This window comes from Sphingobacterium sp. xlx-96 (assembly GCF_011007365.1).
GTDB lineage: Bacteria > Bacteroidota > Bacteroidia > Sphingobacteriales > Sphingobacteriaceae > Sphingobacterium > Sphingobacterium luzhongxinii.
In genome coordinates, this window is record NZ_WFKM01000001.1 from 593,502 (window position 1) to 619,330 (window position 25,829).

20 protein-coding genes are annotated in these 25,829 nt (G+C 38.4%); 14 read left to right on the plus strand and 6 right to left on the minus strand.

Features of this window, described 5'->3' with window-relative positions; genetic code table 11:
• The first annotated feature begins 77 nt into the window (after window positions 1-77).
• Window positions 78-2,081 (plus strand): M13 family metallopeptidase, encoded by a 2,004-nt coding sequence (locus G7B20_RS02690; protein ID WP_164108476.1) that lies wholly within the window; start codon window positions 78-80, stop codon window positions 2,079-2,081.
• A gap of 50 nt (window positions 2,082-2,131) precedes the next feature.
• On the opposite strand, the gene G7B20_RS02695 is transcribed toward G7B20_RS02690, so the two are convergent.
• From G7B20_RS02695 to mazG, 6 genes are all read right to left on the minus strand, one after another.
• Entirely contained in the window at window positions 2,132-2,425 is a 294-nt protein-coding gene (locus G7B20_RS02695) for a hypothetical protein (RefSeq protein WP_164108477.1), read from the minus strand.
• Between the two features lie 120 nt (window positions 2,426-2,545).
• Window positions 2,546-6,088, minus strand: coding sequence for a chromosome segregation protein SMC (gene smc / locus G7B20_RS02700; protein ID WP_164108478.1), 3,543 nt, complete (start codon window positions 6,086-6,088; stop codon window positions 2,546-2,548).
• Between the two features lie 104 nt (window positions 6,089-6,192).
• Window positions 6,193-7,782, minus strand: a complete 1,590-nt coding sequence (locus tag G7B20_RS02705; protein WP_164108479.1) for an ATP-binding cassette domain-containing protein — start codon at window positions 7,780-7,782, stop codon at window positions 6,193-6,195.
• Window positions 7,783-8,109: 327 nt separating this feature from the next.
• Window positions 8,110-8,724 carry a deoxynucleoside kinase gene (locus G7B20_RS02710; RefSeq protein WP_079642474.1) on the minus strand — a complete coding sequence of 205 codons (615 nt, stop codon included), beginning with the start codon at window positions 8,722-8,724 and terminating at the stop codon, window positions 8,110-8,112.
• Between the two features lie 60 nt (window positions 8,725-8,784).
• The gene (gene trpS / locus G7B20_RS02715) at window positions 8,785-9,783 is read right to left on the minus strand and encodes a tryptophan--tRNA ligase (RefSeq protein WP_164108480.1); all 999 of its coding nucleotides are present in this window, start codon (window positions 9,781-9,783) and stop codon (window positions 8,785-8,787) included.
• A 61-nt stretch (window positions 9,784-9,844) separates the two neighbouring features.
• Window positions 9,845-10,654, minus strand: a complete 810-nt coding sequence (gene mazG / locus G7B20_RS02720) for a nucleoside triphosphate pyrophosphohydrolase (RefSeq protein ID WP_164108481.1) — start codon at window positions 10,652-10,654, stop codon at window positions 9,845-9,847.
• Between the two features lie 536 nt (window positions 10,655-11,190).
• On the opposite strand from mazG, the gene G7B20_RS02725 reads away from it, so the two are divergent.
• The 13 genes from G7B20_RS02725 to G7B20_RS02785 all read left to right on the plus strand — a co-directional run bounded on the left by G7B20_RS02725 (window position 11,191) and on the right by G7B20_RS02785 (window position 25,812).
• Entirely contained in the window at window positions 11,191-11,499 is a 309-nt protein-coding gene (locus tag G7B20_RS02725; RefSeq protein ID WP_164108482.1) for a hypothetical protein, read from the plus strand.
• 183 nt (window positions 11,500-11,682) lie between these two features.
• A complete protein-coding gene (rocD, locus tag G7B20_RS02730; RefSeq protein WP_164108483.1) occupies window positions 11,683-12,924 on the plus strand; it encodes an ornithine--oxo-acid transaminase in 1,242 nt (413 codons plus the stop codon).
• Between the two features lie 129 nt (window positions 12,925-13,053).
• Entirely contained in the window at window positions 13,054-13,698 is a 645-nt protein-coding gene (locus G7B20_RS02735; RefSeq protein WP_164108484.1) for a hypothetical protein, read from the plus strand.
• A gap of 88 nt (window positions 13,699-13,786) precedes the next feature.
• A complete protein-coding gene (locus G7B20_RS02740; protein ID WP_164108485.1) occupies window positions 13,787-15,484 on the plus strand; it encodes a tetratricopeptide repeat-containing sensor histidine kinase in 1,698 nt (565 codons plus the stop codon).
• An 11-nt stretch (window positions 15,485-15,495) separates the two neighbouring features.
• A complete protein-coding gene (locus G7B20_RS02745) occupies window positions 15,496-16,161 on the plus strand; it encodes a response regulator (protein ID WP_164108486.1) in 666 nt (221 codons plus the stop codon).
• Window positions 16,162-16,278: 117 nt separating this feature from the next.
• Window positions 16,279-16,635: a hypothetical protein gene (locus G7B20_RS02750; protein WP_164108487.1), complete on the plus strand. Its 357-nt coding sequence runs from the start codon at window positions 16,279-16,281 to the stop codon at window positions 16,633-16,635.
• Between the two features lie 466 nt (window positions 16,636-17,101).
• Window positions 17,102-17,305, plus strand: a complete 204-nt coding sequence (locus tag G7B20_RS02755; RefSeq protein WP_164108488.1) for a hypothetical protein — start codon at window positions 17,102-17,104, stop codon at window positions 17,303-17,305.
• 30 nt (window positions 17,306-17,335) lie between these two features.
• Window positions 17,336-17,785 (plus strand): efflux RND transporter permease subunit, encoded by a 450-nt coding sequence (locus G7B20_RS02760; RefSeq protein WP_317166219.1) that lies wholly within the window; start codon window positions 17,336-17,338, stop codon window positions 17,783-17,785.
• A 748-nt stretch (window positions 17,786-18,533) separates the two neighbouring features.
• Window positions 18,534-19,022, plus strand: coding sequence for a hypothetical protein (locus G7B20_RS02765; protein WP_164108489.1), 489 nt, complete (start codon window positions 18,534-18,536; stop codon window positions 19,020-19,022).
• Between the two features lie 307 nt (window positions 19,023-19,329).
• On the plus strand, window positions 19,330-20,340 hold the full coding sequence (locus tag G7B20_RS02770; RefSeq protein WP_164108490.1) for a hypothetical protein: 1,011 nt from the start codon (window positions 19,330-19,332) through the stop codon (window positions 20,338-20,340).
• A gap of 102 nt (window positions 20,341-20,442) precedes the next feature.
• Window positions 20,443-21,000, plus strand: a complete 558-nt coding sequence (locus tag G7B20_RS02775) for an RNA polymerase sigma factor (protein ID WP_164108491.1) — start codon at window positions 20,443-20,445, stop codon at window positions 20,998-21,000.
• An 86-nt stretch (window positions 21,001-21,086) separates the two neighbouring features.
• Window positions 21,087-22,280: a FecR family protein gene (locus G7B20_RS02780; RefSeq protein WP_164108492.1), complete on the plus strand. Its 1,194-nt coding sequence runs from the start codon at window positions 21,087-21,089 to the stop codon at window positions 22,278-22,280.
• A 187-nt stretch (window positions 22,281-22,467) separates the two neighbouring features.
• A complete protein-coding gene (locus tag G7B20_RS02785) occupies window positions 22,468-25,812 on the plus strand; it encodes a SusC/RagA family TonB-linked outer membrane protein (protein WP_164108493.1) in 3,345 nt (1,114 codons plus the stop codon).
• Window positions 25,813-25,829 lie beyond the last annotated feature (17 nt).

Consider the following 25,829-nt stretch of genomic DNA (forward strand, 5'->3'; position numbering starts at 1 on the left):
TTAATAGATAATTTCTGAAAATTAGTATAATCCTAAAGTCTGTCATAGTTTCAACAACATTAATAAATATAAAATCGATGAAAAAAGTAATTGTACTTACAGCCGCTTTAACAAGTGCTGCGTTAGCTTTTGCGCAGCAGCACCAAGCTATTAATCTGTCTCTGATGGATCAAGCAATACGTCCACAAGATGATTTTTATAATTATGTAAATGGTAATTGGATGAAGTCTGTCGAAATTCCTTCAGACAAAGCCAGATGGGGTTCTTTTGATGAGTTACGCGAGAATACAGATATAGCGGTATTGAAGATTTTAAAATCATCATTACAAACTAACTTTACGATAGGTTCTGACGGACAAAAGATTGCGGATCTTTACAAATCGTTTATCGACTTTGATACAAGAAATAAACTTGGTGTACAACCGATCAAAGAGCAATTGAACAAAATCGACGCTATAAAAAACTTAAACGATCTGACTGCCTATTTTGTATCTTATGGTCGCGAAGGGGGAAATCCTTTTTATGGTGGATATGTGGGAGCTCACATGAAGAACTCAAATATGAATGCGGTCTATCTTGGAGGTGGAGGTCTTGGCTTAGGACGTTCATATTACCAAAAGGTTGATAAGAACAACACCAAAATACTAGACGACTATGCCAACTATATTTCTACATTATATGCAAAAGTAGGTCAGCGTACACGTGATCTGAAAGGTCCCAAAGTTGTTGCGTTTGAAAAGTCTATTGCTTCTTACTTGAAAACCATTGAAGAGTCTCGCGATGCTCAGAAAAGATACAATCCAGTAGCCGTGAAAGATCTCGGTAAATTAATAAAGAATGTAGATGTGGCACAGTATCTAACCAGTATGGGCTTCAAAGCAGACACTGTCATCATAGGAGAACTTAACTATTTCAAGAATTTAGATAAGATTGTTAACGAAAAGAATATGCCTGTTATTAAGGAATATCTAAAGTTTCATGTGATGAATGATGGCACATCTTATTTAACGCAGGAATTGGATGAGTTAGCTTTTACCTTCTTTGGACAAAAGTTAAAAGGGCAAAAGGAGCAAAGGGCATTGGACAAGAGAGGGCTGGAGTTTGTTAATGAAAACGCAGGTGAACTATTAGGCAAGCTTTATGTTAAAGACAATTTCCCACAAGATGCTAAGATTGCTTGTGAGGAGCTCGTTAGTTATCTGGTAAAATCTTTTGGACAACATATCAATGACTTAACCTGGATGTCTCCGGTTACAAAAGTGAAGGCTTTAGAAAAATTATCTAAATTTAATGTGAAGATCGGTTATCCAGACAAATGGAAGGATTACTCCAAGTTAGCTGTCAGCAATTCTTTGGCAGACAATATTCGTAATATACATATTTGGACTTTTGAGCAAAATCTGGCAAAACAAGGTAAACCTGTCGATAAAGCCGAGTGGGGGATGAGTCCGCAAACTGTTAATGCGTATTACAGTCCGCTGTACAATGAAATTGTATTCCCTGCTGCAATTCTACAGCCCCCTTTCTACGATTACAAGGCGGATGCTGCGGTTAATTTTGGCGGTATTGGTGCTGTCATTGGTCATGAATTATCACATGGATTTGATGACTCTGGCTCGCAGTACGATGGAAATGGAAATTTGAACAATTGGTGGACAAAAGAGGATAAGGCAAAGTTTGACGCAGCAGCAAATGCATTGGTGGCGCAGTTCGAGTCGTACGAGCCTGTACCGGGGGTATTTGTCAATGGACGGTTTACATTAGGCGAAAATATCGGTGATCTTGGTGGATCTTCGGTGGCTTTTGATGCGATGAAGATGTATCTTAAAGACAAAGGAGACCCAGGTAAAATCGATGGATTTACTCCACAACAACGTTTTTTCCTTTCATGGGCGACTATCTGGCGTACAAAAACAACCGACGAATTTGTAGTGAATCAAGTAAAGACAGACCCACACTCACCAGCCCAATATCGTGCTTTTGGGCCTATAATCAATCTTGATGGATTTCATGAAGCTTGGGATACCAAAGCCGGTGACAAGCTATATGTACCAAAAGACAAGCGTATCGTTATATGGTAAACTGAAATAATAAAAAATCGGAGCCGTCTACTCAGCTCCGATTTCTTTTATTATTTTAATTTGTTTATCACATCTTGCTCTTTTAGTTTGTCTACATTGTTTTTGTCCCCAAACTCTTCTGTTTTTTGCTGAAATGCGTCTAGAATTTCACGTATAGCGTCCGAGTTTTCTGCTGTACGTTGATAGATGTCGGGCATCTTGGACTCGATTAAATTATCTCCCAGCTCAATATTGTCCACCTCGATTTTTCCTATCTTTTCCAATACTGCTTGTTGGCTGTTACGAACATCTTCTAGCTCGCGTGTGATTTTTTCCATCAACTCAAATTTCTTTAATTTATCCATTTTATCTATCAGTTGTTACGTGTATAGAACGGTTGGAAATAAAAAAAGTTTGTTCAAAAAAAATCCCGATAACTTTAGTGAGGAATCGGGATCTCTAGGTGTATGTTCAATATAAAAGTCTTAAGCGACATCGCGTAGGTCGACAGGAACTACACGAGATATACCTTGTTCGACCATGGTGACGCCGTATATAATGTCGGTACTCGCTATCGTACGTTTGTTATGAGACACAACGATGAACTGAGATTGGTTAGAAAATTCACGTATGATCTTGTTAAATTTATCAATATTGGTATCATCCAAAGGTGCATCTACCTCATCGAATATACAAAAAGGAGCCGGTTTTAGTAAGTATAATGAAAACAGTAAAGCAGTAGAAGTAAGTGTCTTCTCTCCACCGGAAAGTTGATTGATTGACAAAGGACGCTTTCCTTTAGGACGAGCAACAATATCAATATCCGACTCCAATGGATTTTTAGGATCACTCAATATCAAATCACAGCTATCTTCTTCGTTGAACAATGAACGGAATACCCGAATGAAATTCTCTCTAACAGAAGTAAAGGCAGCCATAAACTTATCATTGGCACTTTCGTCGATCTCTTGAATGGTCGATAGCAGGGAGTCTTTAGCTTCTACCAAATCATTTTTTTCTTTAGTGATAAAATTGAAACGTTCCGTGATTTCATCGTAAGCCTCTTTAGCCATTGGATTGATGGTGCCGTATTCATCAAGCTGCTTCTTCAATCGTGTACAGGCTGAACCTAATTCCTCCTGAGATTGAGTAAGCTCAGGCATTTCGCCCTCAAGCAACTCTTTTATATCAATATTAAATTCCACCGCAAGCCTTTCTTTCAGGCTGTTAAGGTCGATCTGAAGCGTAGTTTTCTTGTCTTTAATCTCTGTCACCAAGAAATCATACTGATCTTTGGATTTCCTAAGTGCAGTCAGCTCTTCTTCTAAATCATTGAGATGCTTACGAAATGCATAAAAAACTTCTTCCATCTCATGCAGAGCCTTTTCCAACGATTCTTTTTGTTCGTAAAGCTCTTTGAGGTCATCATCGTTGCTATCTGTAAACGTCAACGCATCTTTCATGTCGAGCTTAATCTGCTCTTGATCGGCCGTGTTTTTATTGATACGGGATTCTAAAGCTTCTTTTTGGCTTTCTCTATATTCCAAGTCTTTTTGAATACCCGATACCTTATTTTGTTGTTGGTGCAGACGGATATTCTCTTGGTTGTAAGCTGTAGATTTTTCCGTCAATACTTCGTTCAACTCCTGAAATGCATTTTGAAGGTCTTGTGCCTGCTTTTGACGCTCTTCACTTTCCACATGCAAAATCTTTAACTCTGGTTCTGCTTTATTAAGATCTTCGGATATCTGAGTCAGGCGAGCCTCAATATCAGCTTTACGGTTCTGTGAATTAGCTAAAAAGGCTTGGTATTGCTCTTGTTTCGTCTTTACAGATGTCCATTCATTTTGAAGACGGGCTAGTTGTATACGTAGCTCATCAATTAGCTCCTTTTGCGATTGCAGTTTTAATGAAGCAATAAGTTGAATCTGTTCCTGCTCGACTTGCTGCAAATTGCCGATATGTTCATTTAGCGATTTTATTTCCTTGGCCAAATTCTCTAGATTCTTAGCACGACCAATTCTCTTTCCTTCAAAAAGTCCTACTGATCCACCACTCAAACCTAATTTATGTTTATTAAATTTACCTTCATGGTGTAGTAATATACTATCTGTTGAAGGTAATTCAACTTCGATAGATTTGGAATCATCAGCATGTAACAGATAGACATTTTTTAATAATTCTAAGCATAGCTTTTCGTATTTTTTGTCTACCTTGATAACCTGCATAGCAGGGATCATGTTGTCAGGAACAATCACCGCAGGAGTGGTTTCAATAGGAAGTACAGCATCCAACACAAAGAAGTTTGCGCGACCTCTCGCCGCGTCACTCAATAGGTTGATGGCCTGAATGGCATCCTGCGGTGTATCTACTACGTAGTGGTTCATGACCGACTCTAGGTAGTTTTCAATAGCTACACGATACTCCTCCTTACAGAATAGAATGTCCGAAAATAGGGGATAAGATTTGCTCCAACCTGCATTTTTACGTAAAAATTTGATTGACTCCGGAAAGCCTTCTAAGTTGTCAACCAAAGATTTTGTCAAATTATATTCGTTTTGCTTAGCATCTACCAAGCGAGACTCTTTGCTTAATTCATCCTTTGCTTTAGCCAGTTTATCTTCTGCTGTCTGGATTTTACTGCTCAGGTCGTTTTCTTGTTCGAGTACTTGTTCATAGTGCGCTTGCTGAGCATCAACTTTCAGTTGCAATTCATTAACCGATAGGTTGAATTGATTCAATTCTTCGGCTTTACTGCTCGCGTCAGTAATGTTGCGAAGTGATTCCTGTTCGAGAGACTCTTTTTGAATATTAAAAACAGCAATATCTTTTTCTACTTTGTATATTTTATTCTGCAGTTCATTATTGTCCGCCGCAAAACGGTCCAATTTATTTTTAGCAGTCTGTTGTTGACCTCTTAATTCCTCAACTTCCGTTTTGTTTTTCTGTATATCATCTTGGTATACATCAAGCTTAGCCTGCTCTTCATATAGCTCTTCATTGAGTCTTTTCAAGGTGTAATCCACATGACTCAACTGTTGTTTGTCAAGGTTTTGCTCGGTCTGTATGCGTGCATCTCGTTCTTGTAGATGATGTAGACGCTCGTTTTTTATTTTACGTTCAGACTCATAGGTACGAATTTTATTCTGGAATTCATGTGTAGTCTTTTGTTGTGTAGATAGGCTCTTCTCTTTGATTAAAATTTCTTCACGACCTACACGCAATTCCTTTTCTTTACCATCAATCTGTTCGAGGGTATTTTGCAGCGCTTGTTGAAGATCTTTTTCTTTTTCACTTAAAGAGGTCAGGTCCGAGCTGAAACTATCCAGCCGATAATAGGCTAATCCTACACTAGCCTGTTTATATTCTTCTTTCAATAAGAAGTACTTATCTGCTTTTTTAGCCTGATTTTCTAAAGATTTTAGATTTTTCGTGATTTCGTACAACAGATCATCTACTCGGGACAGGTCGGCTTCAGTCTCTTTTAATTTGTTAAGTGTTTGTTTTTTCCTAACCTTATATTTAGATATACCAGAGGCTTCCTCAAATAGATTTCTTCTTGAATTGTCTTTATTCGCAATAATCTCGTCAATCATTTTCAACTCTATAATGGAATAGGTATCTGCTCCGATACCAGTATCCAAAAAGAGGTCTGTGATATCTTTGAGTCGGCACTTGACATCATTCAAACGGTATTCACTTTCGCCTGTTCTATACAGTTTACGGGTGATCGTTACCGTTGTAAACTCAGTAGGTAAAACACTCTTGTTATTGTTAAAAGTTAAGGATACTTCAGCTAGATTGGCAGGCTTACGCGTTTTTGTCCCATTGAAGATAATATTTTCCATCTTTTCAGAACGTAACGTCTTTGTACTCTGCTCTCCTAGTACCCATCGGATAGCATCAACAACATTAGACTTACCACAGCCATTCGGACCAACGATTGCGGTGACCCCTTCGTTAAAATTTATCGTGATTTTATCACCAAAACTTTTAAAACCTTTGATTTCAAGCTTCGTTAGCTCCATTCATCTTGTTGTATTAGTTCCCACGAAAATAAGCAATAAAAAAGAGAATGGGAATCTAGTTTTTACACATTTTAATAGATTTCCACATCCTGCAGATTCATTATTTATAACCGGTAGAAATCCTTGATCTGTATATCTTCTAAAAACTTCGAATCGTGCGATACGACGACCAAAGTACCCTGATAAGAGTTTATCGCATGTGTTAAAATCTGTACATTTTGTAAATCCAAATTGTTCGTTGGTTCGTCCAGAATAATCATGTCGGGAACCCTTGACGATAGCGTAAGGCAGCATAATGTCAAGCGTAATCGTTCACCACCACTCAACATAGATACCGACTTTTTCCAGTCATCCGGTTGAAACAAAAAGCGTTTCAATCTTGTATTTATTTCTGCGGGCTGTAAGCCCGAATTATTAAATTGTTGAGCTTGTTCAAACATGCTAAGTTCATTCTGTAAGAGTGCGTATTCCTGATCTACATATACCGTATGTTCATGGTTGAAGATACATTGTCCTTCGGTGGGTACGATTTGCTTTTGAATGACTTTTAACAGACTGGATTTTCCTGTTCCATTATCTCCTTGTATAGCCATTCGTTGTCCACTTCTGATTAAAATATGTAATGGATTTGACCATAGCTTCTGTCCATTCTTCTTGATGATCTGGATATTTGTACCTTCAAATAAGGTCTTCCCTTCATGCATATTGATATTTTTAAAGCCAAATTTCATTTTATCCAGATCTGGAACGGTCGATTTCAGCGAGTTCAGATCTTTGGTCAGGTCGCTGATCTTTGATTGATGAACAGCCTTAAGCTTTGAAGTGCTCTTTTCAGCTTTGTTTTTAAGCGTATTCATCATGATACGGGCTACTCCCGCTTGTTCTTGTTTACGGTGACCTCGGGCATCTTGTTTATTTTGTCGTTCGGCGGTCTCTCTTTCTTTAATTGTGGCCTTCCGTAATTCTTTTTCTTTCCAAACGATATCTTCGGCCAACGCGGTCATTTGTAGATGTTTTTGTGTAAGATAGAAATCATAGTTGCCTCCATAGCGCTGCATGCCATCTGGAGTCATCTCAAAAGTGATATTCAGTAGTTTTAATAACTGACGGTCATGACTTACAATAAGCATTGTCTGATTACTTTCGTGTATATAACGGTATAGTTTTGCGCGACTGGAACTATCCAGATGATTGGAGGGTTCATCCATCAACAACAATTGCGGTTGGTGAATATCAATTCCTGCAAGGAGTACTTTGGTCTTTTGGCCACCGCTTAGATCGCTCATTGTTGACCTTAAGTTGATGTTGGGTAAATGCCAATAGTCTAGCGCTTGCTGGCAACGCTCCTCAATATTCCAATCATCATTTAATATGCTGTAATCCTGGTCTTTAACGCTTCCTTTCAATATATTGTCCAAAGCAGTTAACTTGTCTCGAACACCTAAAGCTTCGGACACCGTGAGATGATTGTATTGCCCAAACATTTGAGGAACAAAATAAGTATTATCGTTTATTTGTATTTGGCCTGCAGAGGAGAGCGTCGTTCCGCTAATGAGGTCCAATAATGTTGATTTTCCAACACCATTATTACCGATTAAAGCTGCTTTTTCCTGAGGGGCCAATCGAAAATTTATATTTTCGAACGCAATAGTTTTATTGGAAAATGTATAGGATACATTTTGTAAAATAAGCATAATTTCTTCTTTTAAAAGGATAAATGGAATAACAGATCCGGTTAGCGGATAAGTTGTTTTTGAAAAGAGAAGAAATTAATTTTACATATATGTATTTTGATGTTTCTTGATACAAAGGTAAAAAAACTTTCATAATCCAGGAGCTGCCGGATTATGAAAGTCCCCTACGTCACCTCGACCTTGTAGAGAGGTCTATGTAACTATCTATAAAAAAATATATATCATTAAATATAACTACATTGAGCCCTTCGGGGTTCTCCGCTAAGGTCGAAATGACGACAAAACGGTCAAATAAGTGAAAAATATTTTTTATGGTTTTCCTGTTTTTTAGAACAACCCGTATAGCTCGGCTTCAATCTTTTGTATGATACTTCCTAGATCTTCCGGTTTATTTGCAAAGTCTAAGTTGTCTTTGTCTAATACCAATAGCTTGCCTTCCGTGTAGTTGTTAATCCATTTTTCATATTTGTCATTCAATTTGGACAAGTAATCTAAACGAATACCCGATTCATAATCTCTACCGCGTGTCTGGATGTTATTGACCAACGTCGGAACAGAAGCTTTTAGGTAGATCAACAGATCCGGTGGTTTGATATAATGGATGATACTCTGAAATATGTTGCTGTAATTTTCAAAATCACGTGCACTCATCAAGCCCATATCATAGAGATTCTCCGCAAAAATGTACGCATCTTCATAAATCGTGCGATCTTGAATCATATTTATGCTTTTGCTTTGTAATTCTACAATGTGACGAAAGCGACTATTCAAGAAGAAAATCTGTAAGTTAAAAGCCCAACGCTTCATATCACTATAGAAATCTTCGAGATAAGGATTATCGTCTACAGTCTCAAACTGAGGCTCAAAGTTGAGATGATGAGCCAATAGCTTTGTTAATGTCGTTTTTCCGGCTCCGATATTTCCTACAATTGCAATATGCATAGCTCAAATAAAAATTAAAAAGTCAAAATTTAAAAACGTATTTCCCCTAGTCGCAACTTCTTAAAAGAGCTTCTTGATACCAATAATTTCACGTACTTCGCGAAGGGTTTTTTGTGCACTGGCAGAGGCTTTCTCGGCACCTAACTTCAGTGCTTTCTGAATGTACTCTTCATCCTTGTATATTTCCTCGATCCGAGAACGCACAGGTTCAGTAGCGATTACCATATCTTCGGCTAGTTGCTTTTTAAAGTCTCCATAACGGATCTCACATTTGTTGTATAAATCATCAAAATGAGATAATGTATCTGCTGAAGAGACCACTTTCATTAAATCAAAAAGATTCTGTACGGATTCTGGTTTTGCCTGATTAGGCTCAGTCGGACCAGAGTCTGAAACGGCACGCATAATTTTTTTACGGATCACTTCAGGCGCATCAGATAGATAGATACAATCTGCGTCACCGTTTGATTTTCCCATTTTACCCTGTCCACTTAAACCAGGTACTTTTACTAGTTTTTGAGCATAAGAGAAAGCGAAAGCTTCTTTAAAGTAATCTACTTTATAAAGATGATTAAAGCGATTTCCAAATGTTCTCGTCATTTCCAAGTGTTGTTCCTGGTCTTTTCCTACAGGTACTTTGGTCGCGTGATGAAGCAATATATCACATGCCATCAACACAGGGTATGTCAATAGGCCCGCATTTACATTGTCTGGATTAGAACGAACTTTATCCTTAAAAGAAGTAGACCTTTCAAGTTCTCCAAGATAGGCGTTCATATTCATATAAAGATAGAGCTCGGCTACTTCTGGTACATCAGATTGTACGTAAATAGTCGATTTTTCTGGATCAATCCCAGCTGCTAGGTATTCGATGACCACATTGCGGACTGTAGACTGTAAATCTTGCGGAGCTGGATGAGTCGTAAGTGAGTGCAAATCAGCTATAAAAAAGAAGCAATTGTAGTCATTTTGCATTTTCACAAAATTGCTCAATGCTCCGTAGTAGTTTCCTAAGTGTAATTTTCCGGTACTTCTTATACCGCTAACGACAGTTTCCATATGCTGCAAAACTAAGGAATTATTCCTAATATTTCGTTTTACCTAGCCTATATTTTGGAGGCTACAGCCCCAAAGACTTTGCTTCATTCCAATAGATATCCATTTCATCAAGGCGCATGTCGCTAAGTCGAAGACCATTTTCATTTGCTCGATTTTCAAGATGGGTAAACCGGCGAATAAATTTTTTGTTGGTTTTCTCCAATGCATTTTCTGGATTTATTCCCATATGTCGCGCATAGTTAATCAAAGAAAATAGAAGATCACCAAATTCTTCCTCTGCTTTTTCTTGATCAATACTTTCTTTAACCTGCAGATCAAACTCTTGCTTAAATTCTTGTAGTTCCTCTTCCACCTTATTCCATACCTCCGCTTTATCTTCCCAATCGAAACCTACACCACGCACCTTGTCTTGTATGCGATAGGCTTTTACTAAAGCAGGGAGAGTTTTCGGTACGCCAGATAATACAGAGCGATTTCCTTCATTCAATTTGATCTGCTCCCAATTATTCTTTACATCTTCATCATTTGACACCTTGGTATCTCCATAAATATGTGGGTGTCTATGTATCAATTTGTCACAGACATTATTTAGTACATCCGTGATGTCGAAAATCTGTTGTTCTTCTGCAATTTTAGCGTAAAATACCAGATGCATCATAAGGTCTCCAAGTTCCTTTTTAACTTCATTAAGGTCTTGATCCAATATGGCATCAGCAAGCTCATACATCTCTTCGATCGTGAGGTGCCGCAGACTTTCCATCGTCTGTTTTCTATCCCAAGGACAGTCTACACGTAAGGTATTCATTACAGTCAATAGTCTAGAAAATGCATCAGCTGGATTTTTAGCTAAAGGAGGGATAAGATATGCCATACTGTCAAAATTTTGTTGCTCAAAGGTACTATTTTTTCTGAAAGCGTTTGTTCTTTAAGGACATCAAGAACTTTTATGAGCCGCAGTTAGGGACTCATAAAAGTTTATTGTGATTGAAGGAAGAAATATACCGTTGTTATTGGCCAAAGCAAAATCAATGGTGGAAAAAATATTTATCAGTGCTTTTGATTTTTCTTGTTAGAGGATATTAGGTCGAATATATTTTGATGTTTTACTAATTTTCGGTGACTTTTTGTAAACTCTACCTGTACATTTAAAAAAAAGACTTCGTTAAGTTTTGTAGAATTAGGTGCTTCTTAGCACCTGAAAAACACGCCTCTCAATAGGGCCATTTTAAAGCATTCTACTCCAATATCTTTTTTAAGGTAAGTATGTTTTGTGTTGGTGTGGATTTTTTAGAAGGTTAATTTGGAGTTAATATGTATTGTCCTTCATTTCAAAAAAAACTAAACAGATTCCAGAATTAGTTGTTTTTTAAATAGAAACAATATCATTTTAAAAATTAGGAGGTTTTGATGGAAACAATCTTTAACTATGAGTCTGCAAGTGTGGCACTGGAGAAGTTGACAGATCTTGGATATACTATTGACTATAATGTGCTTTTTGAAGAGTTGTTCAAAGCAGCCGAAGAGTATACAATTGATTATCTCTATCGCTATGAAGGTGCTACTGATCCTAGTGACGAATCTACTGTGTATGGAATCAGAAATATCGTTAATAATAATAAAGGTGTCTTTGTAGTGGGTGATTTGTCACTGGTAGAAAGTAAGAAGAGAGAGATAATTTTGAACTTGGAGCTGCGTTCAAAAAATAGGGGGAAGTAAATCTTTGCCACATATAGTCGAATAAAATTTTGTAAGGTTCTATATTTTATCTTGGTTTTATTGATTTTGGAAATTGTCTTCGGGGTATGTTATTATTTTTCTAGCTTTGAGAAAATATAAAATTTCTAAATTGTATTTCGTCCCTATTGGAGCAGAATCACAAATTAAAACAAGAATAAACTTATGTATTACAATTATCAGATTCCAGAAAAGTCTTCGTCTTATATCGATATAGAAGAAAAATGTGGTGCGCATAACTATCATCCGCTACCTGTTGTATTAGCAAAGGGGGCCGGTGCTAAAGTTTGGGATGTAGAAGGCAAAGCATATTTTGATTTTTTGTCTGGTTATTCTGCCGTAAATCAAGGTCATTGTCATCCTCATATTATTAAAGCGTTAACAGATCAAGCTCAGGAATTGACACTTACATCGCGTGCATTTCATAGTGACAAGATGGCTGGGTATACCCAGTACATAACAGGGTATTTTGGTTATGATAAAGTACTGCCCATGAACACAGGGGTTGAAGCCGTAGAGACGGCGTTAAAACTAGCGCGTAAATGGGGTTATGAGGTGAAAGGTGTTGATCAGGGGCAGGCTAAAATAATCACAGTGGAAGGAAACTTTCACGGTCGTACGATAAATGTCATTTCTTTCAGTACTGATGAAACGGCAAAAGGTGGTTTCGGGCCATTTGTAAGCGGATATGTAACGATTCCTTACAATGATATTGAGGCATTAGAAAAGGCGGTTCAAGACCCTAATGTGGTAGCGTTTTTAGTAGAACCTATACAAGGCGAAGCTGGTGTATATGTGCCAGACTCAGGATACTTGGCATCTTGCTACAAGGCATGTAAAGCTAATAATGTGTTGTTTATAGCAGATGAGATACAGACGGGCCTGTCCCGTACCGGAAAGATGTTGGCCTGCGATCATGAAGGTGTGAGACCTGATGTCTTAATTTTAGGAAAGGCGTTGAGTGGAGGCGTATTGCCTATCTCCGCGGTACTTGCTGATGATGAGGTGATGCTTTGTATTAAAGCAGGTGAGCACGGATCTACTTATGGAGGTAATCCTCTAGCTTGTGCTGTTGCTATTGCTGCGTTGGAGGTGCTAAAGGAAGAGAATCTTGCCGAACGCTCCGAAAAGTTGGGCAAGATATTTAGAAATGAGTTAAGAAGCTTAAACAATGAATACGTTAAAGAAGTTCGTGGAAAGGGATTATTAAATGCTATTGTGATTGAACATAGTAACCCTGATGCAGCGCAGTATTTTTGTGTAGAGTTGTTAAAGAACGGCTTGTTAGCTAAGCCGACTCATGGTGACAAAATTCGATTTGCCCCACCTTTGGTAATATCAGAGGAGGAACTACAAAAAGCGATTCGTATCATAGCGACAAGCCTAGCTGTTTTGCAGTCAATTTAATAGCAAATCGGTATTCTTTTAAAAGGTGGTCATCTTGGATCACCTTTTTTGTTTGCATAATAACTATTTACGCGATACACAATAAACCAATAGGTCTCAATTCGGTCAAAGGATTAAATTTAATAGCTTATGAAGGCTTTTCCTACTTTGCTTTTTGTTTTCTTTGTATTCTATACAGTAGATGCTCAACATCGTCAAATCCGCGAGGACATCTTTGGTAATTTGGAGTCTATTTCCAATGATAGATCCTACAATGCCAAGCTTGTACGTAATATTTTTGATGATCTGGTGTTTACAGATAGCAAAAGTAACAAGCTCCATTTTGAAAAAAAATACTTAGAAAGGGAGTTCCCTGGCATTTTATCTGATAAGAAACGACAATCTGATCTGCTTGCTCGCTTGATACGGGAGAACAGGCGTCAGTCATCGTATTCTGCAAAATTCAGTATTGATATATTTGATAATCTAAAAATCGAAGACAATAAGGGATATAAATTGGAGCGCGGAACTGATATTTTTGGTAACGAAAATGTTGTGGAGGAGTATGGGAATACGAGAACTTCATTTAAGCGGAATCTAAGCGGTGGTCTAGAATACACGGATGGAAGCGAGAAAGCTTCTTTATCAAAAGATATCTTTGATCGATGGATTTACAAAGATAGTTTTGGAAATGAGATTCAGTTTGGGAAGAATTCCTGGGAAAGGATTCTTCGAAGATATAAAAGTGAAGAGTCGGTATTTAATGATCTACTTGATGATTACTTTTACAGGTAGTGGGCAAATACTTTTTTTATGTAAAATAAAGAACCACGTATATTGTCCGATCTCTTCTTTTTTGTAGATTCAAACAAAATTTGAGGTCTTGAAAAAAAAGTATCTACTTTGGGTTATTTTTATTCTTTGTTCTTGTTCGGATAGGGAGATTAAACAGGAGCCTGTGGTTTCATTGGATCTTTCTAAGCATTATCGGGATGCTTTTGACTATCTAGAAAGAGGACGATCCGACAGTGCTTTTGTAGCGTTTGAAAAAATCAAAAGTATATCGGTAGCTGCAAAAGACAGCTTCAATATAGCCAAATCTATAATTCAGATGGCTTTTATCCTTCGAGATGTCGGAGATCATTATGCTTCGCAAGAATCTTCTTTAGAAGCAAATGTCTACCTGGATAGTACAGACTTCAGCCACGCAACTTATTTAAGTTCCAATTATAATAACCTAGCTAGAACAACAAGTGCTTTAGGTGACGTAGAAAGTGCACTCAATTTTTATGATAAAGCTATTCAATATTCTACCGATTCATTGGATACCAAAGTGTTTTTTAATAATAAGGCAAAGACATTGTCAGATGTGGGCAGAGAGCGCGAAGCGTTGAAGATATATGAGCAAATATTGAAGAATAAAAACAAGAATAATAATGAATATGCACGATCATTAACAAACTATGCTGTCGAACGTGGAAAGTTGGATAAAAAGTACGATCCTTTAGCGGATCTTCATAGGGCATTACGGATTCGTTTGGCTAGGAACGATCAGTGGGGGATAAATTCTAGTTTTAATCATCTTACTTTGTATTATGAAGATAAAAGTCCAGATTCAGCGCTTCACTATGCAAAAATGCGATGCGACATAGCTACCAGACTCAAAAATCCTGATGAGCGGCTAAAAGCGTTGTATCAGTTGATAGCTGTTAGTTCCGATGACGATGCGAAGTCACTTTTTGATCGGTACAAAAAGCTAGGAGATAGTTTGCAAAGTGTACGGTCAAAGTCAAAAAATCAGTTTGCATTAATCCGTTACGAAGTGGAGCAGGATAAGTCCGCAAATCTTAAACTTGAAAAGGATATTAATGACAAACTGTACCGTATAAATATGCAAAGACTATTGACTATAGGGGGAGGCGTAATATTTGCTATCTTGGGGGGATTTGGTTATATATGGTACAATAGACGCAAACAAAGACTTTTATTGGAAAATAATAATCGTGTTAAAGAACATCAATTGAAGACCTCTAGAAAGGTTCATGATGTGGTTGCCAACGGATTGTATCGCGTTATGGCTGAGATTGAAAACCGCGATGATATAGATCGGGAAAGTATATTGGATCGGTTGGAAGGAATGTATGAAAAGTCGAGAGACATCTCTTACGAAGGTTATCTTTCGGACGGTTCAGACGTGCAGTTGTATCGTGAATCATTGGGGAATATGTTGCGTTCTTTTGCTACCGAAAATCGTAGGGTCGTTTTAGCTGGAATTGATTTGGAACTATGGGCTTCTGTGTCGGTTAATGTTAAAAATGAGATTGATCAGGTGCTTCAAGAGCTTATGGTAAATATGCGCAAACACAGCGAAGCTGACCGGGTTGTTGTTCGTTTTGAACAAACGACAGATCTTCTTCATATCTATTATACGGATAATGGCATTGGTCTGTCTTCAAATATTGTGTGGGGGAATGGATTAAATAGTATCGTCAATCGTGTGAAAAGTATAGACGGAAAAATCACATTTGTTAATGAGAAAGGGGGAGGAATGAAAGTTCATATTTCGATTCCTGTCCTTTAAATATCTATTGTATGTTTAAAAAGGTACTTATTGCCGAGGATCATGAAATAGCTAATATTTCGGTACAGAAGACACTACAGGAACTGGGAATTGCCGAAGCTAAATATGTGTATTATTGTGATGATGCATTGACTTGGATTCGTAATGCGATCCGTGATGGAGAACCGTATGATTTGTTAATTACCGATTTATCATTTGAAGACGATTATAATGCCCAGCATCTTTCAAATGGGGTCGATCTTATTAAAGCCGTAAAGCTGGTACAACCTCAGATTAAAGTTTTGGTTTTTTCTGCTGAAAATCGAAGTAGTGTAATTGATGAACTCTTTAAAAATTACGATATTGATGCCTATGTGCGTAAAGCAAGAAGGGATGCACAGCATTTGCGAGATGCTTTACAAAGCATTTTTAATAATCGAAAATATCAATCTCCTGATGTGAAGCAAGTTATGCGTGATCGAAAGACGCATGAATTTAGTGTGCTTGATATCGAGGTTGTTTCTCTTTTGTCTCAGGGAATACTGCAGAAGAATATTCCCCAATATTTACAGGAAAAGGGGATCAAGCCATCAGGTTTAAGCAGTGTAGAGAAGCGACTCGGTATGATGAAGGATTTACTCGGGTTCTCTAAGAATGAACAACTCGTTGCCTACTGTAAAGACATCGGGGTAATATAACATTTCTGGGGGCAAGAATTGATCTTAAAAGTCTTGTTCATGCCATAGAAATTCAATTGGTTAAAAAAATGTTAAATGCATTTAGAATTTGCCTTCTAGCTGTAAATTCGATGCCTTATGATAATTTGGATAGTTTGCTGTCCACTTTTATTACTACTTTCCAGTCCAATAGCTCAGTCATCCCCAACGGTACATGTTACGACATCGCACTTTAAACCTTTTAAAAGGTTACAGGCCGAGCAACAGACAGAATCTCCCTTTACGCAGCAATCTATTATTGAAGGTACAAGTGAAGTTGGTTTATTTTCTGTAGTAAAGAAATATTTGTCTTCACTGCACGTTTTCTTCTTGCTTGTTTACGGCGGACTGTTGATTCAATTTTTCTTTTTCTTCAAAAGAATGTTACCATTGTTTTACCATTTGGCTGTCCAAGCTCAAGATCGATACCTAATACAGCCTGTATTACTAATTTAGAATCCCCCTTCGCTGAGAAGAATGCCGCTCTTGGTATCTTTCGGTTTTTTTATCCCCTAAAGATATTTTTCAAAAGTTCACCCCCTATTCTCTGGTATGTGTTGGGCTATGGCTGATTTATATACAGGTATTTTTCTGGTAATCAAATAGTCTATATCGTGAGGGTGGGGTGCGAGGTGGAACTTGACGAAAATAAGACGGATTATTTTTAAAAAAAATAAAAATTAAATTACGATGAAAATCAATGCGTTTATTGTAATAGGCGCGATCTTATGGGGTTCTTGTGCGAGAATATGTATATCAGATCTGTTCACTAAAGAATATTGAGATATGAGCACAAGAGAAGGGGGCTCTGTAGCAAATTTATATGGATGAGGGACAATTTGTAAGTCAAGGGCAATTACTTTTTAAGATTGTGCCAACCTTGTATTAAGCGGAGTTTGAAAAGGCTAAAGCATAGGCTGATATGGCCGCGATCGAATTTCAAAATGCAGAAGCCCTATTGGCGAAGAATATCTTAGCCAATAATGAGGTTAAAATGGCGAAGGCAGAACTGTCAATTGCAAGGGCACATCCTTCATTTACGGAGATTCATACACCTTTTAGTGGTACAATAGATCGTATTCAATTGCGTCTAGGAAGCCTAATTGACGAAGGGCTGTTGTGTTAACCAATCTTTCCGATAATAGTCAAGCCAATAATGTTCCCTTATAGAGGAAATATTGAGTTGATCGAGAGTGAATTTGATAACGAAAGGGGAAGCTTTGCTTTTCGTGCGCGCTTTCCTAATCCGGAAGGAATACTGAAAAATGGACAAACCGGAAAAATACAAATGAAAGTTCCGCTAACCCTAGCAGTACTTGTATCATTGATCGGTACATTTGTGCTGATGCAAGTATTCGGCATCACCATCAACTTAATTACTTTGTTTGCTTTGGTGCTGGCAATAGGTTTTGTTGTTGATGATGCTATCGTCGTTGTTGAAGCTGTGCATGCGAAGATGGAGGCCGAACACTTATCTCTGCTCAAAACCACCAAAAAGGCGATTCGCGAAATTGCGGGAGCAATTATCGCCATTACCTTCTTCATGGTTTCGGTATTTATTCTCGTCGCGTTTATGTCGTGCTCTGTAGGCGTATTTTACCGCTAGTTTTCGATAACAGCGGCGACTTCCATTATCCTATCCGGTATTGTAGCATTGACATTACCCCCGTGCTCTGTGCTTTCTTTTGATAAATAATCACAGCAAAGAGCGAAAAATGTCCCCCTTGGATCGTTTTATCCTGGCATTCAATCATTTTTTTTGAGGAACAGCTGCGGCTCTATCAATCTGTTCTAGCAAAGATTGTCAATAAGGGTACTTGACCTTTTTGATTGTTTTACTTTTCAGTATCGAAACCTATTTTGATGACATCCTTCGCTTTTATTGCAGGATTGATTCCATTAATATTTGCTTGGGGGTACGGCCCGTGCTCGTCAGTTGCAAGCCTTGTATCAATTACGAGCAGGTAGTACTTAATGCTTATTTAGAGGTAGCCAATCAAATGTCGGGTATATCCAACTTACAGGTGGAGGTTGAAAAATAAGAAAAGCAGGTGCGGAGATATTGAACGATGCCATTGTGGTCTCCAAAGAGCTCTTTATTAGAAATAGAGCGGAATATCTTAAAGTGTTGACTACTCAGCGCGACATTTTGGAATCTAAATTGAATTTGTTTGAATTGAAAAAATCACAGTTTTTGGCCCCCATCAAAGTGTACAAAGCGGTAGGAGGAGGGTGGAAATAATAAATTTTAAAGAAAAGCGTCTGCTTTACGGGTTCCCGTAAACGCAGTCTTTGGGAGTTCTTACCTTTGTAATCGTAAAATATGGTATAGCATGTAGATGCATGATTTGGACATGATTTACACACAAACACAGCAGACGGCCATGAGCATATTCTTTGATTCAAACATTACATTCCTTTTGAGAGAAGGATCTATTACCAATTCCATCATAAAGATGAAAGGAATATGCAACCTGTTGACTCAACAATCTGAAAGCTTCGGTGACCTAGAGCGATCGATTTATTTGAGTCAACAAGAACATGGTTGTTACCAAGTCTTAGACAATTCTTCGGATTTATTATTGGGCCTGTATATGACATTACGCAAGTTATTTCCAAGTTCTTCTCATTTTGCTGGATTGGTATTCAAGGGGAATGAGAAGTTTAGTCTTGAAGATATTTTGGAAGGGAAATCCAATTATGAACAGCTGCGAAATGTGGTGTATGAATGCGATAGTTTTTTGGAATTGGTGCTATCCGGTATGGAGAAGCGGCAAAGAATGAGGCAACAGGTCTTGGAATTGTGTGCTCAGCTTCGATTTAATATTAGAGTATGCCCCTAGGCATAATCAACCTTTTTTTGCTTAACTTCGATTATCTCGAACAATCGACAAAGTTAATAAACAGGAGCAATATCAGATTTGGGCGTATAAAATTTGCTTGATTTGATATTTAATGTTAATTTAGTTCATGATGAACATTAAGCAATTAGACAAAACCTTTTTTTAGCAACGTTTTAATACGATAGTTATAGGGAGTTTAAAACTTCATATTAACTTAACATGTGATCCAATTAAAAAGGATAATTTTGTGTTTTTACTAATTTCTGACTACTGGGGCGGTCCACTCGACAGAAAATTAGCGAAAAATATGAAATTAATTACTTTAAAAAAACCTGAAGTAAAACATATAGGCTTTGCGCCATTGTGTTTTCTTATCGGTATGACATGCGCATTTTCGTCCTGCAATAAGGAAGATGGAAAGGGAATGCTGATAGATGGAATAATGGTGTCCGAAACAGAGACCTTCGAAGAGAAAGCCGGACAGTTGATTTGGAAGGCCGAAGGAGGATTTGACACTTTATATGTAGCGAGCAACAGCGCTTTGCAACTTTCTTTTGAAACCAATGAGACCAATAACTGGTTAAAGGTGGAAAAGGTGGAAGCTATCGCAGGTACAAACAAATCTCGTGTTATCTTGGGCGTGTTGCCTATGGAAAAAAGCTATAAAAGACGTGTCGGTGTACTCAATATAAATAACAGAGATGCTTATTCTGGGGTATTTATTCGGTTGAACCAAGGGTATAATACGCGTATTGAGGAAAGCTTTGCCTGGTTGAAATTTGGTTCAGGCTCACCGCTAGATTTGAGTAAAGCTGTTCCTATGGCACTATGGAGTACAGCACAGAAGCAGGTCGGTTGGACGAGTTCAAATACAACATCTACTTTAGGGATGAACGGTTATCTGCTGTTGGGTACGGCCGACCAAGGTAGTAGTTTATATTCACCGATATTTCCGGGCTTAGAGAAAGACAGCCTGTTATTACTGACCTTTGACGCTGTTGGATACGTTTCTAAAGAAGGTGTTAAGGACAGAACTAAGCTTACGGTAAAGTTGAATGGAGCCGAGTTTGAAGATGGTAAAACCAGCAAGATGGTCACTTTGGCCCATTACGATTACGAATCTGCACTTCTATTGAGCAATATGTGGGAAATCGGACGGTTTTCATTCGTAGTAAAAAAACCGAGCCTTATGCCAGCAGCATCGACAATACAGTTACAGTTTCAGACAGGAGATCATCAAGAGGATGCTGCCAATAGAGTTTTTATTGATAACATCAACTTATATACTACTGACCAATATAAAACGATCAAGAAGTAATAACGAAACAATTTGTTAATCATTAAATAACTTGAAGGATATACAAAATCATTTAGTTTGTGCAGCCATTAGGGCATCGGATGGTACATTATAATGTAAGTAATGAACGGTATTTTAGAAGGTGTTGAATTTGAGCAATTTATATTAGGAGATGCTAAGGCCTTTCAAAAAGCTTTTGACTTCTATTTTCCGATTATCTTCCGTTATGCCTTAAGCAAAGGGACGGAAAAGGAGGATGCGGAAGATATTGCTCAGGAAGCATTTACCCTTTTGTTTCTGCACCGTGATAAAGTTCGGACTTCGAACGACCTTTATCCTTATTTATACATTATTACCAAGAGACTGTGTATATCCTTTTTTAGAAAAAAAATAAGCGGAGCGAAGACTGTTCAGGAAGCATCTTTTGAATGGTCTTCGATTTCTCTGCATTTAGAGCAGAAAATTAATTTTGTGGAACTAAATTGTATTCTCCAACAAATTATTGCGACGTTGCCACCCCAGCAACAGGAAATATACCGCCGGTTTAAGTTGGAAGACGAGCCCCAGCAAGATATCGCTGAAAGTATGGGGATCTCACGGCATACAGTCAAAAACCATTTGCAGGTTGCAACAAAGCTAGTACGCCTCAAGCTACAGAAAATCTATTTTTTCTTATTTTAGGTATTATAAGTTTTCTTTAAAAAAAACACATTTAGGACTAGTACATTTCTTTTTGACTTTCGTTTATAAGTATAAATTGACAACGATTGGATAAGAAAGAATTATATGCGTTATTAAAGCAGTATCGTGCTGGAACGCTCGATATGGAGAATCTCTCCCGATTACGTCACTTCCTGGATACAGAAGAAGGACGTTGTATGTTGTCTGAAACATGGGATGATAAATTTGAACCGCCACATTATGTAGAGGATGACTTTATTCAATCTCGTGTTTTTCAAAATATAACAGATGACCAACGTATTAAGCCGATACTTTACCCGCATAAATCCTTTTTTAGAAATAGCTGGTATAAGATAGCTGTGGCAGCAGCATTTCTCCTGTTTGGCGTGGTAGGGGCGCTTTGGTGGTATACAAACGATACCGAAATGGAAAACCGTCTATCTATACAGCCTACTGATACAATTCTACCAGGGAGTAACAAAGCGCGGATTCAATTTGAAGACGGTAGCTTTATAGAGTTAGACCAAATTACCACCGATACCGTTTTGGCGGATAAAGGATTACATATCTTCAAGCGTGCGGATGGAAGCGTAAGCTATGCCTATGATGACAACGGTGCCACTCAGAAAGAACTGTATAATACGATTGTAACTCCTAGAGGTGGAGAATATAGCCTGACGCTTCCAGATGGCTCTAAAGTTTGGTTAAATGCCGCCACCAAACTTAAGTATCCGCTGAAATTTGCAAAAGACAGTAGGACCGTGGAGCTAGAAGGAGAGGCCTACTTTGAAGTGGCTAAGCAAAAAAGTGAGCATACTGCTGTGCCTTTCTATGTATCGAGTGGCACGCAGAAAATAGAGGTTTTAGGTACCCAGTTTAATGTCAATACATACGGCTCTACCTATAAAACTACACTGATAGAAGGCCGTATAGCTATGCATTATACGGGTATTGCCAAAGCGAAGATTCTTACTCCTTCCCAACAGGCTCTTCATTCGGTAGCTACGGGTGCAAATACCGTGCAGGTGGTAGATCCTAATTACAGCATTGCTTGGCGTTCGGGAAAGTTTGCTTTCGACAACGTATCTATCTATGAAGTGATGGATGAGATCGCGAGATGGTATGACGTAGAGGTGGATTTTGAAGGCGATATGTCTCAAGTTCGATACTCGGGGAGTATATCAAGATTTGAAAAATTTGAACAATTGTTACAATTAATAGAGTGGACCGACCTAGTAACATTTAAAGTGCATGGAAGGAGGATAACTGTCATGAAATAATGCTACGCAAGCCTTAGCATATAAAAAAGCAGGAACGTTGGAGCCGTCCCTGCAAGATATGCCAAAAGGCATTTTTGGATTGAAACTGAATGTATTATTACTCTCAACCTATTAACAAATGTATGAAAAAAAAAGGTTAGGGGCATGCTATGCCTTTAACTTACCTAAATTGAAAATTCCATTGTATATGAAATTGACATGGATTCTGATTTTAGTAGCCTCCATGCACCTTAGTGCGAGTACCTTTGGGCAAAAAATTACGCTAAAAGGGAAGAATGTTCGCTTGGCCACTCTATTGAAAGATTTTGAAAAACGTAGCGGGTACACTGTATTCTATGCGCAGGGAATCCTACCTAATCGTACGATTGCCAATGTTGAATTGGTGGATAGGGAAGCGCTAGAATTACTACGGCAATTACTGGGACCTTATGAGTTGGATTTTAAGCGCAAAGAACGGAGTATAGTGCTATTGCCAAAGCAGGATGAAAAAGAGATTGTAAACGCGAGTGGGGCAATTATTCAACGACAGATTCTAAAAGGTGTCACCAAAATGGGTATAGGAGCGGTATTGGCCAATGTCACTGTACGCGATAAATCTACCGGTAAAATAACCCGTACTGATGAATCAGGAGCATTTAGTCTAGAAGTGACCCTTCCCACGGTATTGGAGTTTTCTCTTTTGGGCTTTGATAAAAAAGAGGTCAACGTAAGTAGTATCGCGGCACTTCAAGTGGTATTGACGGAAAAAGTCACGGATATGGAAGAAGCTGTCGTCATTGGTTATGGACAAGTTAAGAAAAAGGATTTAACAGGCTCAGTTGTAAATATTAAAATGGAAGATGTTAAAGATGCACCTGTACTTTCTGTCGATCTGGCGTTACAGGGGCGTGTACCTGGGGCCGAATTTACGGCAACTACAGGGGAACCAGGTGCAACGACATCAATCCGTATACGCGGTACCCGGTCTATAACAGCTAGTAATGAGCCTCTTATTGTTGTCGATGGTGTAATGGATGCGGTGAGCAGCCTGACGGATATTAATACCTCCGATATTGAATCCATATCTGTGTTAAAGGATGCGTCTGCTACGGCAATATATGGTACGCGTGGTAGTAATGGCGTTATTATTGTCACGACAAAACAAGGGAAGTCTGGAAAGGACAATATCACCTTGCGAAGTACTGTCGGCTTGTCTCAGCTGCCTAGAAAGTTAGATATTATGAATGCCTCGCAATATGCGCAGTATCGTAATGACTATGCTTTGTTTACATCGGCTGATCCTTACGGCGATATTACGATCAATTCTCCTATGTCGGCCTATCCTTATCCTGACCCTTATTCACTAGGGAAAGGTACGGATTGGGTGGACGAAATAACACGTATTGCTCCCTATCACACCCACAATCTTTCTCTATCTGGTGGAAGGGATAAAAGTAGTTACTACGCTTCTATTGCTTATGATAATACACAAGGTATTATCCAAGAGAGTGGCTTGGGGCGTTTTACAGGACGATTGAATCTCGATTATCAGCTTTTTCCATGGATGAAAGTGGGATTGAAGTATAGTTATACGAAGCGAGATGAAAATAAAAATCTGGTAACTATAGGGGGGACGAATTGGTGGAGTGGTGCAATTTATTTGAATCCGATGATCAAGGTTTATGATAATTTTAATGATCTGTGGTATTCTGGACAAAAGTTCAATTCACCCCGATCTATCCTTGATTCAGATGTGATAAATAATATCAAGCATGATGGCATTACCAATACAGGATATATTGAAATAGAACCTGTAAAGAACTTAAAATTGAATTCGCAGTTGACTTATTATTCCTATGGACGTCACAGCTTTCAATATGAACCAGGAAGCTTACCGGCTAAGGCAGATAATGAGGGAGGTATGGCGTATAGAGGCGAGTATACACAGAGCAATCTGATGAGTCAGACGACTTTGAACTACCTGAAAAAATGGGATGATATTCACCATTTTGATTTTACAGCCGGTTTTGTGGGTCAGAAGATTACGGATGATAACCTCACGCTACGTGGAGAGGGATATCAATCCGATGCCATTCTTTGGAACAATATGAATGCGATTCCAGATAAGGAAAATTATGTCGGTGGGTCGGGGAACACAAGTAAGACTTCAATGTCCTATTTAGCACGGGCTAACTACAATTATAAGAGCAAATACTACCTCACGGTAACAGGACGTAGAGATGGAGCTTCCAACTTCGCAAAGAATGAAAAATGGGCGTTCTTTCCTTCAGCAGCATTAAAATGGACAGTAAGCAATGAGGATTTTTTAAAAGATTCAGAATGGATCAAAGACTTTTCAATACGAGCGAGTGCTGGACGTACAGGGAATGATGGTATCTCTTCTTATCGGTCTTTGGCGGCCCTTTCCTCGTCAACTAGTGGTTACCTTTTTAATGGTTCCCAGCCTGTTGCGTTTTACCCATCCCGTCTAGCATCGGAAGAGTTGTCTTGGGAAAAAACCGATATGTACAACGTGGCTACAGATATTGTGCTATTCAACAATAGAGTGAATATGACGTTCGAGGCGTATCTGTCTTATACAAAAGACCTATTGCTTGATGTTCAGACACCGAGACACACCGGATACGCTACTCGGTTTGCAAATATCGGAAGAACCTCTAATAGAGGACTCGAGTTTAGTATAGAGACACGAAATATGCAAAAAGATAAGTTCTCATGGTCGAGTACATTTTCTATCTCGCATAATAAGCAGAAGGTAGATGATATCGGTCACTATGGTTATGTAAGTGCATATTCGGCATCCGGTAATAACAGTTATATGATGTATGGTTATGTGAAAGATTATCCATTGAACGCCTTGTGGGGATTCCAGTACGCAGGTACATGGAAGTCGCAGGAAGAAATCGATAGAAATAAAATAACAAAATCTTATGTCTCGGCTTCAGCTCAGCAGTACCGCTTAGGTTCAGCTCGTTATATCGATTCTAATCACGATGGTGTATTTAACGAAAATGACCTGATCTATCTCGGCAATGCCGATCCATTGGTTCATGGAGGTTTACAAAACAACTTTAGGTACGATAAGTGGACGCTTGGAGTCTTTCTAAATTACTCGTTGGGAGGCAAGATCTATAATATCTCCGAGCAATGGATGGGAAATGGAAGCAATTTTGCCAACCAGTATACCTATATGTTAGATAGCTGGCACCCTGTTCGTAACCCAAATTCTGACTTACCTCGGGCTGGTTCGGTCGATAATATAGCTTCAAGCCGTATGGTTTATGATGCTAGTTTTTTGAGACTTAAAAGTGTATCGATAGGGTATACATGGGATTTGGGTAAACTGACCAACAACAAATTAAGAGATGTACAGTTTGGGCTTGCAGGAGAGAATCTATTTGTTTGGAAAAAATACAATGGATTCGATCCGGACGTCTCATCCTCGAGCAATACATCGACTTTAAGAAGGGTTGATATTGGAGCTTATCCGAAGCCCAGAACTATCGTGGGCAGTATTCAAATAAGGTATTAAATCAAAAAAGTTTATAA